Origin of the sequence: Bacillus inaquosorum, from assembly GCF_023238325.1 — a bacterium.
In the GTDB taxonomy this organism is placed as follows: domain Bacteria; phylum Bacillota; class Bacilli; order Bacillales; family Bacillaceae; genus Bacillus; species Bacillus inaquosorum.
Genome location: NZ_CP096592.1, coordinates 1,274,628 through 1,289,850 on the forward strand (window position 1 = coordinate 1,274,628; position 15,223 = coordinate 1,289,850).

Here is a 15,223-nt window from a genome sequence, read left to right on the forward strand (position 1 = left end):
AACACCCGGCCTTATTGAGCCGGGTGTTACGCCATTCCTTTTTGAATCCAGATACGGGAGCGCCATCTTCTGTACATTAAGATTCCGCGGACCCATTCGTCCGCAATAAAGGAAATCCAAACGCCGGCAAGACCGAAACCGAGGTGGATGCCGAATAGATAAGCAAGCGGGAGGCCGATGCCCCACATCGAAATCATTGCCATGTAAACCGGGAATTTCGCATCCCCCGCGGCACGCAGGGAGTTAATGATAATGACATTAAATGAGCGGCCCGGTTCAAGGATAATTGTCATGGCAATCAAAAGGCTCGCAGTCGCAATAATATCAGGGCTTTGTGTAAAGATGCCGATCAGGTCTTTTGAAAAGATCGTCATCAAAACCGATGTGGCCGCAGCAATTCCGAGTGCCCAATATAAGCTCTTCATGCAGCGCTCATACGCGGCATCAAACTGTTTGCCGCCGATATAGCGGCCGATTAAAATTTGCGTGCCCTGGCTGATTGCAGTGCCGAACAGCAAAATAAACATCGTAATATTTTGCGTATACACTTTTGTTGTCAAAGCCTGCGCACCCATGATGGCGATAAAATAAGTGACAATCATTTGCGAAAGGTTGTATGAAAGCTGTTCTCCCGCAGAAGGGATGCCGATTTTCAGCAGCTTGCGCAAATGGTCTTTATGCATATGAAAGACTTTTTTCAATGACATCTTCAGCTGGATGCGTTTGTTGACAATGACAATCATCGCGATTAATCCGATGACGCGGGCGATGGATGTAGACATGGCCACACCGGCGACGCCGAGAACAGGAAAGCCGAACAGACCGAAAATCACAACAAAGTTTCCGGCAATGTTTAAAATGTTCATGCCGATTGTGACAAACATTGTATCTTTTGTGTAGCCGTAGCTTTTTAAGATCGCGCTGAATGTCATGATTAAAGCCTGAATAAAGGACAGACCTCCGACAACTTGTAAAAAGACCTTCGCATCAGGCATCAGCTCGTTTGATAATCCCATCATATGAAGCAGAGGGACAGCCGCGAAAAAGACGACGGCGCTGATGGCAAGGCTGATGAAGAAGTTGGCGCCGATTGACACATAAGCGACTTCCATGGCTTCTTTCTTTTGCCGTGACCCTAAAAATTGTGAAATGATCACAGTCGTTCCTGTTGCGATAAAGCTGAACATCACGATAATTAAATTCAAAATCTGGTTGCTGACGCCGACCGCTGCCACGCTGTTATCTGAGTATTGGCTGAGCATGAGTGTATCGGCATTACCCATAAACATATATAATGAGACCTCAATAAAGATCGGCCAAGTAAGCGAAAATAATGAGAACGATTTGTCAGCGGGTTTTTTCAAAGCAGTTGATTTGAAGACAGCTTGTTTCATAGTGTCTAACCCCTTTCGTAAATAAAATCAACGTTTTAAAGTGTACCTCCATTTCCTTATAATAAAAAGGGAGAGAAACGATACTTCTTGCAAAAATCCGACTTAATAAGGAGGATGATCAAAATGCCTCGCATCCTGTTTACAGTCCCGCCTTTTCCGGTATTTATTGCAGCCGGAGAAGGGGTTTTTAAAAAGGGAGAAACCCATGTGAAGCGCGTTTTTTCTGTATTTGATCTGATATACGTCAAGCAGGGAACGCTTTATATAACGGAAAATGAAAAATCGTTCTCTGTTGAAGGCGGCGAGTACATCTTGCTTTCTCCCGGTCTTGAACACTATGGGACGAAGGGCAGTGATGAAGCAACCTCCTATTATTGGCTTCACTTTGATGAACATCGATATGAATTTACGGCAAAGGGAGGGAGCAACTGGTCTGAGCTTCAGCAGGAAAAAGGGAGCTTCGAGGAGCCGGCCCGCTACGGACTTGCTTTGCCGAGAAAAGGCAAGGTGCAGCGCCCGCAGTTTATGGCGCAGCAGTTTGAAAGGCTCATCGATTACTCTGCGGAAAACTCCGATTTGCCGCTTAGAAAGCAAATCTTATTTGAGGAACTGATGCTGCATCTTCAGAAAGAGGCGTTTCAAATTCCGTCTGCAAAAGAGCGGGTTGCCTGGGAGGCGGCACGGTACTTACAGGAGCATTTTAAGGAGAAGACGACAATTAAGGATCTCTCGCTCGCCCTTCACTATAATCAGGATTATGTGAGCCGCTGCATGCAGCAGGTGCTCGGCGTCACACCGGCGCAATACACGAACCGGGTGAGAATGACAGAAGCGAAGCGCCTTTTATCCTCTACAAATGATAAAATGGGCGTCATTGCGGAAACGGTCGGAATGGAAGACCCGACATACTTTTCAAAACTCTTTAAGCAGATAGAAGGCATTTCACCAATTGAATACCGGAAAATTGTCAGCCGGAAAGTTCAATAACCAGACGAGGGATGAACATGAAAACAACAATCTACGATGTGGCAAGGGCGGCGGGGGTCTCGATCACAACTGTGTCGCGTGTCATTAACAATACTGGCAGAATCAGCGGCAAAACGCGGCAGAAGGTGATGAATGTCATGAAGGAAATGGCATACACGCCCAATGTCCACGCCGCGGCGTTAACGGGAAAACGGACGAATATGATCGCTCTCGTGGCGCCTGATATTTCAAATCCGTTTTACGGTGAACTTGCCAAAAGCATTGAGGAAAGAGCGGATGAGCTCGGTTTTCAAATGATGATTTGCAGCACCGATTACGATCCGAAAAAAGAAACGAAATATTTTTCAGTGCTGAGGCAGAAAAAGGTGGACGGGATTATTTTTGCGACAGGAATTGAGAATCATGGCAGCATGTCTGCTTTGGAGGAAATCGCCAGCGAGCACATTCCGCTTGCCATGATTTCTCAGGATAAGCCGCTGCTTCCGATGGATATTGTCGTGATGGATGACGTTCGTGGCGGGTACGAGGCTGCCAAGCATCTTCTGTCACTCGGCCACACGAACATCGCCTGCATTATTGGAGATGGGTCAACGACGGGTGAAAAAAACAGAATCAAAGGCTTCCGTCAGGCGATGGAGGAAGCGGGCGTGCCTGTCGATGAATCGCTTATCATCCCGACGCGGTTTTCTTTGGAAAGCGGCAAGGAAGAAGCGGGAAAATTGCTGGACAAGAATGCCCCAACGGCTATTTTTGCCTTCAACGACGTATTGGCTTGCGCCGCCATACAAGCTGCGAGAATAAGAGGCATAAAAGTGCCCGATGACCTTTCCATCATCGGTTTTGATAACACGATACTTGCAGAAATGGCTGCCCCGCCCCTGACCACCGTGGCCCAGCCGATTAAAGATATGGGGCGGAGCGTCATCGAACTGCTGGCAGAAGCAATCGAAGGAAAACGAAAGACGAAACAAAAAATAGTGCTGCCGCCTGAGCTTGTGGTCAGACTTTCTACAGCACCACTCAAAACATGAGCCCGCAAATGAGCGGGTTCTTTTCGTTTTGACAGTTGAAGCTAGCTAAAAAACATATTGCGTGTTAACAAGAGGCGGTGTAAAATGAAATCATCTTTTGGGAAAGCGCTTGCGCAACGTGTTAAAGCGGATTGAACCGCTGTTTTTTTAGCTGGTAATAGAAAGCGCTTTCTCGAAGCGATCCTGAAATGAGATAAAGGAGAGGATGGGACGTGGAACATCAAGTAAGATGCGCAGTATTGGGGTTAGGAAGGCTCGGTTATTATCATGCGAAAAATCTCGTCACCAGTGTTCCGGGGGCAAAACTGGTCAGTGTCGGTGACCCGTTGAAAGGGAGAGCGGAGCAGGTGGCCAGAGAATTCGGTATCGAAGAATGGTCAGAGGACCCATACGAGTTGTTAGAAGATCCCGGCATTGACGCTGTCATTATCGTAACGCCGACAAGCACACATGGCGATATGATCATCAAAGCAGCGGAGAACGGTAAGCAAATCTTCGTTGAAAAACCACTGACATTAAGCCTTGAGGAATCAAAAGCAGTTTCTGAAAAAGTGAAAGAGACAGGTGTTATTTGCCAAGTCGGCTTTATGAGGCGGTTCGATCCCGCGTACGCAGATGCCAAACGGCGGATCGACGCTGGGGAAATCGGCAAACCCATCTATTATAAAGGTTTTACGCGCGATCAAGGAGCGCCTCCCGCAGAGTTTATCAAACACAGCGGCGGGATCTTTATTGACTGCTCTATCCATGACTATGATATTGCCCGATATTTGCTCGGTGCGGAGATCACTTCTGTTTCGGGACACGGCAGGATCTTGAACAACCCGTTTATGGAGCAGTACGGCGATGTGGATCAGGCGCTGACGTATATAGAATTTGACTCCGGCGCAGCGGGAGATGTCGAGGCAAGCAGAACCTCTCCATACGGACATGACATCCGGGCGGAAGTTATTGGGACAGAGGGCAGTATTTTCATAGGGACATTGAGAAATCAACATGTGACCATCCTGTCGGCGAAAGGGAGCAGCTATGATATTATCCCAGACTTTCAAACTCGTTTTCATGAAGCCTACTGCTTAGAGCTGCAGCACTTTGCCGAGTGTGTCCGGAATGGAACAACGCCGATCGTGACGGATGTCGATGCAACGATCAATTTAGAAGTCGGCATTGCCGCGACCAATTCGTATCGAAGCGGCAGGCCCGTACAGCTGGATGTGAAGCGTGCTTGCACCGGTTTGTAAGCGTTGTTAATTCTTATTCCGATCAAAAAAGCAAGGGCAGCTTAACCCTTGCTTTCTCTCTTTTCATATAAATAGTACATATAATCAGTAGGAACGCCTGAATGGCCAAGCTGTCTCAGCATTGCAGTCACGTTCCCTCTGTGATAAGTGCCGTGATTGACGACATGCAGGATGATGTCTGCATAGGTTGTTTCCAGTGTCCCGAGTTTCGGATGTTTCATTGAGAAGGTCTGTTCTAAGTCTATCTGTCGGCTGAAGAAATCATGATACTGTGCCTCCAACTCGGAAGCATGCTGTTTAATCGCTGCCATATCACCTTGCGCGGACTCGAATTTGCCTACGCTGTCTATGATCTCTTGGTAGGCAACTTCCGAAAGAACGTTCAGCCAAATGTAGTCAGCCCTGCACATATGAAGCAGCACGTCGCTGACAGAAGGGAATACGCTCTTTACTTCTTGATAAGCAGTTTCCTCCGGCAGGTTTTCGATATGGTTAAATATTCGCTTGTTTGCCCAAGAATGGTAGTCATAAAACTGTTTTGCATCAGTCATTAGCATTGCCTCCTTTTCTAAGACATTCGCTGTTTCAATTGTTATTCCTTCAATTGCTGAAGAGTGATACCCCGAAATATCCTGCTGCTGCCCACATCACCACTGCAGAGCATTTGTTTACAATCAGCATAAGCCTGCCGCTCGTATCTATCGTCTGAAACAGCCGGCCCGCTATCGCAAGACTGATAAACCAAAACCAAGAGACAGTGACACAGGCAGCCATAAAGAGCCACTTCTCAAGCCCAGAATATTGGAGTGAGCTTGTGCCGATGACACCGATCGTGTCCAGAATAGCGTGTGGATTTAATAGAGAAACGGCGGCCGCAAACGCAGCTTGTTTTTTAGCTGTGAACGTATTTTTCTCATTTTGGTTTGCTTTCGGACGGCTGTTCCATGTCACCCAGCCCATATAGAGGAGAAATAAAAATCCTCCGGCCATCATTACCGTTTCAAAAATAGGCACCTGCTGCACAATGACAGATACACCAGCAACCGCTGACACAATGAGCAGGGTATCGCAGACAGAAGCGCTGATGACGGCGGGAAGTGCCCGCCAAATATGCCTTTGCCACGCTCCTTGCTGAAAAATAAACACATTCTGCGCTCCCAGCGGCAAAATCAAGCCAAACGCTAGCACAACTCCGTGGATGATTGCATTCATGCTGAAAAAACTCCCTTCACATCTGTTGTTTCAATCATAAGGGAGATTTTCTATCATGTCTCCGGCCATTTGGTTGGGTTAGGAACCAGCCAAATGTATAATGTGAAAAAAGGGGGCATGACTATGTCGCAATGGCAGCCAAGCCGAGATTCGGATATTCCGCTGCATCGGCAGATTGAACAATACATGAAAGACAAAATTCTTCACGGAGAGTGGGCTGTAGGGACGAAAATCCCTTCACAGAGAACGCTGGCCGACATGTTTCAAGTCAACCGCAGCACAGTGACAGCAGCCATTGATGAACTCACGTCTCAAGGCCTGTTAGAGGGGAGGAGAGGAGGCGGCACGAAGGTTGTAAACAGTACTTGGAGCGTGCTGGCCGCTGAGCCTCCGCTCGATTGGAGCGATTACGTCCGTTCAGGAATTCATCACCCTAATTCTTCTATCATTCAGGATATAAATGAAAACGAACCAAGAACGGATATCATCAGATTAGGCACAGGAGAGCTTTCACCGGATCTGCTGCCTGCTGATACAATGCGCCGGATGTTTCAGCAGATCAATCCGCACGCTCTGTCTTTAGGGTACGAGCAGCCGAAAGGAAACCGTCAGCTGCGGGAGGCGGTGGCGGAGCATTTAAAAGGAAAGCAGATCCATGTGTCACCGTCAGCGATTTTAATTGTGTCCGGCGCGCTTCAGGCGCTTCAGCTCATCTCGATCGGGCTTCTGAAACGAGGTTCTGTCATTTTGACTGAAAAACCTTCTTATCTTCAATCTTTGCATGTGTTTCAATCAGCGGGGATGCGGCTTCGCGGCTTGCCGATGGATGAAGCAGGTATCAAAGCGGGGCTTGTTTCTTCTTATCGAAAACAATACGGAGGACAGCTGCTTTACACGATTCCGTCGTTTCATAATCCGACAGGCATTGTCATGTCAGAACAGCGAAGGAAAGAGATCATCAGCCTTTCAAAAAAAGAGCAGCTGCCGATCATTGAGGATGATGCATACGGTGATATATGGTTTGAAGAAAAACCGCCGCAGCCCTTAAAAGCAATGGATCATGAAGGCAATATTCTGTATCTGGGCACTTTTTCAAAAACAGTGAGCCCCGGCCTTCGTATCGGCTGGCTTGTCGGACCGGAGCCGGTCATTGAAAGGCTGGCAGACATTAAAATGCAGACAGACTACGGATCGAGCGGCCTGTCCCAGTGGGCGGCTGCCGAGTGGCTGTCACAGGGGTATTATGAAGAGCATCTGACAAGGATACGGAGGGTGCTAAAACAAAGGAGAGACGCGGCGCTTCATTTTCTTAAGCAGTATGCAGGGGACATCGCGACGTGGCGGATTCCCGCCGGAGGCTTTTATATTTGGGTTACATTTCACAAAACCTTGCCTGTCAGCCGTTTCTTTCATGAATTGCTGATACAACAGGTGCTGGTGAACCCCGGTTCCATTTATGACAGCGAAGACCGAAACAGCATCAGGCTGTCATATTCCTATGCATCTCTTGCGGATTTGGAAACAGGCATTAAAGCGGCAGCCTGTACAGCCCGCCGCCTGATGTCCTAAGCTTTTGTTATACAATGACAGCTCCCAGCGCCCTGGCGAAAGCAATCGCGTGCTCCGGCGCGATTTTGCAGCCTTTCAATTTGTCGAGGGAGACATGAAGCTGTTCAAAACGGCAGGTGCTGATGTCCATATTTTGAAGGGACGTGCCGGTAAAGCTGGCGCCTTCCAGTTCACACCCGTCAAAGTGTGATTGCTGGAGCGCCATATTGCTGCACTCACTTTGCATAAGGGCACAGTGATCAAATCGAACTTGTTTCATATTTGAGTACGAAAATGAACTGAAATGTCCGTGGCATTCCTCGAATGAAACATTCCGCAGCGTTGATTCCGCCAAATTCATTCCAACCATTTTTGATTGCTTTACTGAAGTCCTGTGAATGACAGCCCCGCTGAAATCGGCGTTCGACAAATCACATTTTTCAAAGATCACATCTGTCAGTTCGATATGCCGGAAAGATACATCGATAAACACAACATTTCTGAATACCGTTTTTTCCACACAAAGTCTTTCAATATCTTCGCCGCAGATTGTACAATCTTCAAACAAATACATGCTGATGACATCATCCTGCGTAGCGGTTTCGTAAAAATCGCCGGTTTGCAGGTTTTCCGGTATGTGCGGTTTTTGAATCACTGTTTTATTCATGTGATGACATCCTTTACTGTCCGAAAACCAGAGGCCTTCGGGATCAATTTAATAGATCGTTATGGAATTTGATACATATAGTAAATCGTGAAGAGCCTTTTCTTGGTACAGCAGCCCGCTTGTTTTGTAAGCATAAATGGAAAGCTTCCTGTACGTCAAGGCGGTTACAGGCCGGGAAAGAAAAGGGAACAGGAGGAATGCGGAATGGGGCATTACGTCAAAACCGAGGAGCATGTGACACTGTTTGTAGAGGATATCGGGCATGGAAGGCCGATCATCTTTTTGCACGGGTGGCCGCTGAATCATAAGATGTTTGAATATCAAATGAATGAGCTTCCGAAAAGAGGCTTCCGTTTTATCGGCATTGATTTACGGGGATATGGGCAATCTGACCGCCCGTGGGAAGGCTACGATTATGACACGATGGCAGATGATGTGAAGGCAGTCATTTATACGCTGCAGCTTGAGAACGCGGTTCTTGCCGGTTTTTCGATGGGCGGCGCAATCGCCATCCGTTATATGACAAGGCATGACGGAGCTGATATTGGCAAGCTGATTTTATTGTCTGCAGCGGCGCCCGCATTTACAAAACGCCCGGGTTATCCGTACGGGATGAGGAAGCAGGATATTGACGATATGATTGAACAATTCAAAACGGATCGGCCTAAAACGCTGGCTGATTTAGGAAAACAGTTTTTTGAGAAAAACGTGTCTCCAGAGCTCAGGCAATGGTTTCTCAATCTGATGCTCGAGGCTTCCTCCTACGGGACGATCCACTCCGGCATTGCATTAAGAGACGAGGATCTCAGAAAGGATCTTGCATCAATCAAGGTGCCGGCACTGATCCTGCACGGAAGAAAGGATAAAATTGCGCCGTTTGATTTTGCGAAAGAATTGAAGCGCGGCATCAAACAGTCGGAATTGGTTCCGTTTGTAAACAGCGGGCACGGAGCTTTTTATGAAGAAAAAGAGAAGATCAACCGTTTGATTGCACAGTTTGCGGGAACATGAGAAAAAACCCGATATTGATCGGGTTTTTTTATATGATTCCTTTGCTTTGCAGTTCTGTAATGATCAGATCAGCTCCGTCGGAAATAGAAGTCTGGTCTGATTCAATGATGAAATCGGGTGAAAGCGGCGCTTCATACGGAGAATCGATCCCGGTAAAATGTTTAATTTCTCCGCTTCGCGCTTTTTTATATAGTCCTTTCGGATCGCGCTGTTCACAAACGTGCAGCGGGCACTTCACATAAATTTCGAAGAACTCTCCTTCAGGAAAGAGCGCTCTGACCATGTCCCGGTCCTCTCTGAATGGAGAAATAAAAGCCGTTAAAATCATTTGCCCGCTGTCGACAAACAGCTTCGCCACTTCTCCGATCCGGCGAATGTTTTCAATCCTGTCTCCAGTCTGAAATCCAAGATCTTTGTTTAAGCCATGGCGGATATTATCGCCGTCAAGCACATAGCTCTGAATGCCCATGCGGTAAAGCTTTTCATCAACAGCATTGGCCAGCACCGACTTTCCTGAGCCGGACAGTCCGGTAAACCAGAGGGCGCAGCTTTTGTGCCCGTTTAAGGACTGTCTGTCAGACTTCGAGATTGCAGCGCGGTGCCAAATGATGTTTGGATTGTGTGTCATTGCAATCCCCCGCTGTTTTGCTGGATGGCAACGGGCTGTTGATGAAGACCCTTGATCAGCACGTTTGCGACCTCAGGGCGGCTGAATTCTTTAGGCGGCTTTTTGCCGTGGCGGAGAAGCTCTCTCACTTTTGTGCCTGATAAGTGGATGTGGTCTCTTGGGCTGTGCGGACATGTTTTCGAGGTGCCCATGTTTCCGCATTTCCGGCAGTAAAAGCTGTGCTCGAAAAACAGCGGTTTGATGCCCAGCTCCTCCTCTGTGAATGATTGAAAAATATTTTGCGCGTCGTATGTTCCGTAATAGCTGCCGACACCCGCGTGATCACGGCCTACAATAAAATGGGTGCAGCCGTAGTTTTTGCGGACGAGGGCATGGAAAATCGCTTCCCGCGGACCTGCATACCGCATGGCGGCAGGGAAAACCGATAACATGACCCGATCCTTTGGATAATAGTGATCAAGCAAAACCTGATAGCTCTCCATTCTGATATCGCTCGGAATATCGTCTGACTTCGTTTCTCCGACAAGCGGGTGAAGCAGCAGACCGTCGACCGTTTCTAACGCTGTTTTTTGAATGTATTCATGCGCTCTGTGAACAGGGTTCCTGGTTTGAAAACCGACAATCGTTTTCCAGCCGAGTTTATTAAAGGCCGCTCTTGTTTCTGCGGGCGCTGCGTAAAACTGTTCGAAGGATTTAACGGGAAGGCGGCTGACCGTGATAGGCCCTCCGATATAGTAATCCGGACGCTCAAGCAATTTTTTTACGCCTGGGTGGGCAGGGTCGTTTGTTTTAAAAACAGACAGTGCTTCCTGTGTTTTATCGGGCTGGTATATATCAATGACTGTGATCATGCCGTAGGTGATGCCGTCTTTCACAAGCTTGACGCGATCTCCGGCAGACAGCTGTTTTGCTGTTTTTTCTCCGACAGGCAGCGTAATCGGCAGACTCCACGGTAAGCCGTTTGCCAGCCTCATCTCTTTCACAACAGAATGATAATCTTTTTCTCTCAAAAAACCTGTTAACGGGCTGTAGCCGCCGATCGCGATAAGCTCCAGGTCGCTCAGTGCAAGCTGATCCAGCTCCGCTTCGCACGTGCACCCTTCAAAATGGCATGCGGGATCGCAGCGGTTGATTAACACCCCTCCGTGGGGCTCGTTTCCATTCAACGTGTTCAACCTCCATTTTTACGTTTCCTTTGTTTTCTTTTCTGCGCTGGCTGAAAACCTCGAGCAGCGCGTCAACATCATTCCATGGCAAGGGCATGCCGGACGCTATTCTTGATGCAGGCCGCATTCTGTTTTCTCCCGTCCGGCCCATCTTCCAGCTCTCTCATCGTTCGGGTCCGCGGAAGGCAATGTACACATTTCACAGCCTATGCTCGGGTAATGTTGATCGTGCAGTTTGTTATAAGGCAAATTGTGCAGGCGGATGTACGTCCAAACGTCATCCCATGTCCAGTGGATGAGCGGGCAAATTTTGATGAGCTTAAACTTTTGATCCAGATTCACGTATTGAATATGCTTTCTCGTAGGCGACTGCTCCCGGCGCAGCCCTGAAATCCAAGCTGACATGCCGGACAGGTGCTTTTTCAGCGGTTCGATTTTCCGCAATTGGCAGCATAGATTCGGGTTATGCTTCCACAGCTCACCGCAGTATTGCGTCTCCTGTTCTTTTAAGCTCAGCTCGGGTTCGAGTAACTGGATTGTCAATCCCGGATATCGCTCTTTGACGGTCTCGATCAGCTCATATGTTTCTTGGAAATGCAGCCCTGTATCCAAAAATATGATGTGCGCGTTTTTGTTGATTTTTGATATGAGGTCGAGAAGTACCATCCCTTCTGCGCCAAAGCTGCACGCGTACACAATCTTTTCCCCATATGTTCGGTAAGCCCATTTCAACACATCGAGCTCATCGATCAATTGATCCGTTATCTGCTTGGACAGCGTGTCGTTCCATGTGTCATATGTGATGATTTGTTCGTTCAACGTTTTCCCCCCGTTTGCATCTGTCTGTTTTCTTATCTATTGATCGAGTTATAGGCAGACTATTCATTTTTCACATAAACGTTCAGGGTTTTTAGGGGCGGCGCCGCCTAAAATGAGGGAGCGGAACCATTAAGAGACCGGCTGAATATGCTTTTAAGCAAAATGGTTTTATGCCCAAGGAGAGGTATTATGCCGATTACCATTTATCAGGGGCATCATCATTCGCTAGCCCCGGCGGATATTAACATCGTCATTGATGTCATCAGAGCCTTTACGGTCGCCCATTATGCGTTTATCGGCGGGGCGAAAGAGATATTATTGGCCGGAACAGCAGAGGAAGCCTTTGCGCTGAAAGAAACCTATCCGGATTACGTATTGACGGGAGAGGAAAAGGGGGTCGGTATCAGCGGATTTGATTTGGATAATTCTCCAAAACGCATGGCAATGCAGGGTATGGCGGATAAGCGCCTGATCCAGAAAACAACAAACGGCGTCACAGCGGCGTTAGGGGCGCTGAACGCCAAGCATCTGTTCGTGACCGGATTTTCCAACGCTAGAACAACAGCTGAGCATGTGAGAACGCTCGCCGCAAAGGATTGTGTCATGAATATTGTCGCTTCCCATCCGTCTGGTGATGACGACATGGCGTGTGCGGAGTATATCAAGGGCATCATTGAAGGGACAAATGCGGTAACCGCTGCGGAGACGATCGAAAGAATAAAACGCTCTTCTGTTGCGGAGAAATTTTTTGACCGCTGCCAGCCATTGTTTGATCCGGAAGACATCGCGTACTGTACAAAAGAATTGACAGGCGATTTCGTGATGAAAGTGAAACAAGAAAGAGAAGTTCCAACGATAGAGAGGGTCATGATATGAATGATTTTTCACTAGAATTGCCAGTGAGAACAAGCAAGCCGAGAGAAACCGGGCAGACCATTTTAATAGATAACGGCTATCCCTTGCAATTTTTCAAAGATGTGATAGCCGCAGCGGCCGACTATATTGATTTTGTGAAATTCGGCTGGGGCACATCATTACTTACGAAAGATCTTGAAGAAAAGATCAGTGCGCTGAAGGAGCATGACATTAAATTTTTCTTTGGCGGCACACTGTTTGAGAAGTATGTAAGCCAGAAAAAAGTGAATGAATTTCATCGGTATTGCACCTATTTCGGCTGTGAATATATCGAGATTTCAAACGGTACGCTCCCGATGACGAATAAAGAGAAAGCGGCTTATATTGCCGATTTTTCTGATGAATTTCTTGTGCTCAGTGAGGTGGGCAGCAAGGATGCGGAATTATCAAGCCGGCAAAGCTCTGAGGAGTGGCTAGAGTATATCGTTGAGGATATGGAAGCGGGCGCGGAAAAAGTGATTACGGAGGCAAGGGAAAGCGGGACAGGAGGAATATGTTCCAGCAGCGGCGATGTCCGGTTTCAAATTGTCGATGACATCATTTCCTCGGATATTGATATCACCCGGTTGATTTTTGAAGCGCCGAACAAAACGCTCCAGCAAGGATTTATTCAAAGGATCGGGTCGAATGTGAATTTGGCCAATATCCCATTTCATGATGCGATCGCGTTAGAGACGCTGCGTTTAGGGCTAAGATCTGATACGTTTTATTTGTAAAACAGCAGCTGCGGGGCTCTCGTCGTGAAGAGAGCCTCTGCCTATTATTTTTTATGGCGGTACATAGGCGTGAGATAGGGGAGTGAAGTCAGACGGATGTTATAGATGAAGTCGATGACTCTTGTCGATATCACTTGGCATATCAGGGCTTGAATGACGATGCCCCAGGCAATAATAGACGCGGTCACCATAAAAATGATGCAATTCATGATGAGCAGGATTGTTCCGGGATTCCCGCCGCGGTAAATGGAAATCATCAGCGCAAGAGCTCCAAATCCTCCGTTTGAAATTTTGTATTTGTATAAAAGTCCGATGCCGAGTCCCAATAACACAGCGCCGCTTGCCAGATCAAGCCACAGGTTTGATGTGATATCCGGAAAAATCGCATCAAAGATCAATACCGAGACAGAGGTGACGGTAATCGAAGCGAGGGTGCCGGTGAATGTTCTCATTTCCAGCCATTTTAAAGCGGTAAAAAGCATCGACACATTCACAGCCCACACTGAAAAGCCATGAGGAATTTGAAACAGATAATGCAACAGCACCGCAATACCTGCTGCCCCGCCTGTCGGAATATCATGCGGAAATAAAAACAAGGACATGCCGAGTCCCTGCAGTACGCCGCCTACGACAATCATAAACGTGAGTTTTGCTTTCGTCAGCAGTTCAGCCATTAAGTCATTTGCTCCTTTATGAAAAGACTTGTCCGCTGTTTCCATTTTATGAGGCTGTCCATTATTTATGTCTGCAAATAAAGAATGGCTCAGCTTAATATGCTGAGCCATCCCACTTGTAACGATTGACGATCTCCATATTGATTTCTGTTCCAATGCCTTTTCCTTTCGGGATGTGAACCGCTCCTTTTGAAGGCTGAAGGCTGACGAGATCTGTAAAAGGATTCTTCATGACGTCCCACTCGATCGGCTCAATTTGATCGTTCTCCATTTTAGACCACGGAGGCAGACAGGCTTGTGCAAATAAAGCATAGAGCCGTGAAAGAGAACCATCATATGCATGGGCGGACGCTCTAACGCCGAAATAACGTGCGAGCTTGAGGCAGTCCCGAAATTCATCAATTCCGTTGACATGCATGACATCGGGCTGAATGATATCCAAACACCGCTGTGAAAGGAGAGGCACAAATTGTGCCGCGCCTTTCATATTTTCTCCACCGGCAACAGGAACAGATAAACGGCTGCGAAGCAAAGCGTAATCCTGCTGCTGATCAAAGGGCAAAGGCTCTTCAAGCCAGCCGATGTTCGTCCATGCTGAGAAATAGCGTTCCCATTTCAAAGCGGCTGCGGCGTCATAGCTTTGGTTTGCGTCCAGAATCATCGTAATGGAGCTGCCGGCAGTATGCTGCAGGGCATTGATGTGACGGACATCTTCCTCAAATGAAGCCCCGCCGATTTTGACTTTAATTTGCTTAAAGCCCTTGTTTAATTGGGTTTCGACACTGGAAACCGAATGGCTGATCCATTGCGGCTGTTCAGAATACGATTGAAAAGAGGCGTATACAGGAATCTCTTCTCTATACCGCCCGCCCCATAGGTCGCAAACCGAACAATCCGCAGCTTTGGCCGCAATCTCTGTCAGCGCCATGCTCACAGCAGAGGCCGCCCGTTGATGCCATTTTTGAATCGTACGCACTAATGGCAGTCGGCTGCCGGCCTGTTTTCCTACAAGGTACGGGCTGATCCGTTTGGTAAAACCGACATGGAGAGCCGGGAGCCAATCAACGCATTCTCCCCAGCCGTCAATCCCGCTTTCTGTGACAATTCTGATGAGATAGCAAGTTCGATATCGTTTAAACCCGTTTGCGTCGCCGTACGGCTCTTCTAATCGATGCAAAAGCGGAAAGGTCTCAACCCGTTCGATTTTCAAATGG

15 protein-coding genes and 1 pseudogene are annotated in these 15,223 nt (G+C 47.7%); 7 read left to right on the forward strand and 9 right to left on the reverse strand.

Annotated elements, in window-relative coordinates:
- Nucleotides 1-26: 26 nt before the first annotated feature.
- The gene (locus M1M80_RS06100; protein WP_060398336.1) at nucleotides 27-1,394 is read right to left on the reverse strand and encodes an MATE family efflux transporter; all 1,368 of its coding nucleotides are present in this window, start codon (nucleotides 1,392-1,394) and stop codon (nucleotides 27-29) included.
- Between the two features lie 123 nt (nucleotides 1,395-1,517).
- Here M1M80_RS06100 and M1M80_RS06105 point away from each other — a divergent pair, with 123 nt between their 5' ends.
- From M1M80_RS06105 to iolX, 3 genes are all read left to right on the forward strand, one after another.
- Nucleotides 1,518-2,381 (forward strand): AraC family transcriptional regulator, encoded by an 864-nt coding sequence (locus tag M1M80_RS06105; RefSeq protein ID WP_060398337.1) that lies wholly within the window; start codon nucleotides 1,518-1,520, stop codon nucleotides 2,379-2,381.
- A 17-nt stretch (nucleotides 2,382-2,398) separates the two neighbouring features.
- Nucleotides 2,399-3,412 (forward strand): transcriptional regulator DegA, encoded by a 1,014-nt coding sequence (gene degA / locus M1M80_RS06110; protein WP_060398338.1) that lies wholly within the window; start codon nucleotides 2,399-2,401, stop codon nucleotides 3,410-3,412.
- A gap of 212 nt (nucleotides 3,413-3,624) precedes the next feature.
- A complete protein-coding gene (iolX, locus tag M1M80_RS06115; RefSeq protein ID WP_060398339.1) occupies nucleotides 3,625-4,653 on the forward strand; it encodes a scyllo-inositol 2-dehydrogenase in 1,029 nt (342 codons plus the stop codon).
- Between the two features lie 41 nt (nucleotides 4,654-4,694).
- Here iolX and M1M80_RS06120 read toward each other — a convergent pair whose 3' ends face one another.
- Both M1M80_RS06120 and M1M80_RS06125 read right to left on the reverse strand, forming a co-directional pair.
- Nucleotides 4,695-5,204 carry a DinB family protein gene (locus tag M1M80_RS06120; protein ID WP_060398340.1) on the reverse strand — a complete coding sequence of 170 codons (510 nt, stop codon included), beginning with the start codon at nucleotides 5,202-5,204 and terminating at the stop codon, nucleotides 4,695-4,697.
- A gap of 49 nt (nucleotides 5,205-5,253) precedes the next feature.
- Nucleotides 5,254-5,903 (reverse strand): annotated as a pseudogene (locus M1M80_RS06125) (LysE/ArgO family amino acid transporter).
- Nucleotides 5,904-5,982: 79 nt separating this feature from the next.
- On the opposite strand from M1M80_RS06125, the gene pdxR reads away from it, so the two are divergent.
- Nucleotides 5,983-7,434, forward strand: coding sequence for a MocR-like pyridoxine biosynthesis transcription factor PdxR (pdxR, locus tag M1M80_RS06130; protein WP_080429090.1), 1,452 nt, complete (start codon nucleotides 5,983-5,985; stop codon nucleotides 7,432-7,434).
- A 7-nt stretch (nucleotides 7,435-7,441) separates the two neighbouring features.
- Here pdxR and M1M80_RS06135 read toward each other — a convergent pair whose 3' ends face one another.
- On the reverse strand, nucleotides 7,442-8,080 hold the full coding sequence (locus M1M80_RS06135) for a pentapeptide repeat-containing protein (RefSeq protein WP_060398343.1): 639 nt from the start codon (nucleotides 8,078-8,080) through the stop codon (nucleotides 7,442-7,444).
- Nucleotides 8,081-8,284: 204 nt separating this feature from the next.
- Here M1M80_RS06135 and M1M80_RS06140 point away from each other — a divergent pair, with 204 nt between their 5' ends.
- Nucleotides 8,285-9,091, forward strand: a complete 807-nt coding sequence (locus M1M80_RS06140) for an alpha/beta fold hydrolase (protein ID WP_060398344.1) — start codon at nucleotides 8,285-8,287, stop codon at nucleotides 9,089-9,091.
- 28 nt (nucleotides 9,092-9,119) lie between these two features.
- Here M1M80_RS06140 and cysC read toward each other — a convergent pair whose 3' ends face one another.
- The 3 genes from cysC to M1M80_RS06155 all read right to left on the reverse strand — a co-directional run bounded on the left by cysC (nucleotide 9,120) and on the right by M1M80_RS06155 (nucleotide 11,704).
- Nucleotides 9,120-9,719 (reverse strand): adenylyl-sulfate kinase, encoded by a 600-nt coding sequence (gene cysC, locus M1M80_RS06145; protein ID WP_060398345.1) that lies wholly within the window; start codon nucleotides 9,717-9,719, stop codon nucleotides 9,120-9,122.
- Nucleotides 9,716-10,885, reverse strand: coding sequence for a sulfate adenylyltransferase (sat, locus tag M1M80_RS06150; protein ID WP_060398346.1), 1,170 nt, complete (start codon nucleotides 10,883-10,885; stop codon nucleotides 9,716-9,718). Before sat ends, cysC begins: the two co-directional genes overlap by 4 nt.
- Nucleotides 10,886-10,990: 105 nt before the next feature.
- Entirely contained in the window at nucleotides 10,991-11,704 is a 714-nt protein-coding gene (locus M1M80_RS06155) for a phosphoadenylyl-sulfate reductase (RefSeq protein WP_080428987.1), read from the reverse strand.
- A gap of 189 nt (nucleotides 11,705-11,893) precedes the next feature.
- Here M1M80_RS06155 and M1M80_RS06160 point away from each other — a divergent pair, with 189 nt between their 5' ends.
- Nucleotides 11,894-12,580 (forward strand): 2-phosphosulfolactate phosphatase, encoded by a 687-nt coding sequence (locus M1M80_RS06160; RefSeq protein ID WP_060398347.1) that lies wholly within the window; start codon nucleotides 11,894-11,896, stop codon nucleotides 12,578-12,580.
- Nucleotides 12,577-13,335 carry a phosphosulfolactate synthase gene (locus M1M80_RS06165; RefSeq protein WP_060398348.1) on the forward strand — a complete coding sequence of 253 codons (759 nt, stop codon included), beginning with the start codon at nucleotides 12,577-12,579 and terminating at the stop codon, nucleotides 13,333-13,335. Before M1M80_RS06160 ends, M1M80_RS06165 begins: the two co-directional genes overlap by 4 nt.
- A gap of 44 nt (nucleotides 13,336-13,379) precedes the next feature.
- Here the strand turns inward: M1M80_RS06165 and M1M80_RS06170 are convergent, their stop codons facing one another.
- Together M1M80_RS06170 and M1M80_RS06175 are read right to left on the reverse strand one after the other, a co-directional pair.
- A complete protein-coding gene (locus M1M80_RS06170; RefSeq protein WP_029316808.1) occupies nucleotides 13,380-14,009 on the reverse strand; it encodes a YitT family protein in 630 nt (209 codons plus the stop codon).
- A 94-nt stretch (nucleotides 14,010-14,103) separates the two neighbouring features.
- Entirely contained in the window at nucleotides 14,104-15,219 is a 1,116-nt protein-coding gene (locus tag M1M80_RS06175; protein ID WP_060398349.1) for a mandelate racemase/muconate lactonizing enzyme family protein, read from the reverse strand.
- Nucleotides 15,220-15,223: the final 4 nt, after the last annotated feature.

Coding starts and splice junctions, on each gene's coding strand:
- M1M80_RS06100 (WP_060398336.1), bottom strand. CDS start 1,394: ATGAAACAAGCTGTCTTCAAATCAACTGCTTTGAAAAAACCCGCTGAC.
- M1M80_RS06105 (WP_060398337.1), top strand. CDS start 1,518: ATGCCTCGCATCCTGTTTACAGTCCCGCCTTTTCCGGTATTTATTGCA.
- degA (WP_060398338.1), top strand. CDS start 2,399: ATGAAAACAACAATCTACGATGTGGCAAGGGCGGCGGGGGTCTCGATC.
- M1M80_RS06120 (WP_060398340.1), bottom strand. CDS start 5,204: ATGACTGATGCAAAACAGTTTTATGACTACCATTCTTGGGCAAACAAG.
- pdxR (WP_080429090.1), top strand. CDS start 5,983: ATGACTATGTCGCAATGGCAGCCAAGCCGAGATTCGGATATTCCGCTG.
- M1M80_RS06135 (WP_060398343.1), bottom strand. CDS start 8,080: ATGAATAAAACAGTGATTCAAAAACCGCACATACCGGAAAACCTGCAA.
- M1M80_RS06140 (WP_060398344.1), top strand. CDS start 8,285: ATGGGGCATTACGTCAAAACCGAGGAGCATGTGACACTGTTTGTAGAG.
- cysC (WP_060398345.1), bottom strand. CDS start 9,719: ATGACACACAATCCAAACATCATTTGGCACCGCGCTGCAATCTCGAAG.
- M1M80_RS06160 (WP_060398347.1), top strand. CDS start 11,894: ATGCCGATTACCATTTATCAGGGGCATCATCATTCGCTAGCCCCGGCG.
- M1M80_RS06165 (WP_060398348.1), top strand. CDS start 12,577: ATGAATGATTTTTCACTAGAATTGCCAGTGAGAACAAGCAAGCCGAGA.
- M1M80_RS06170 (WP_029316808.1), bottom strand. CDS start 14,009: ATGGCTGAACTGCTGACGAAAGCAAAACTCACGTTTATGATTGTCGTA.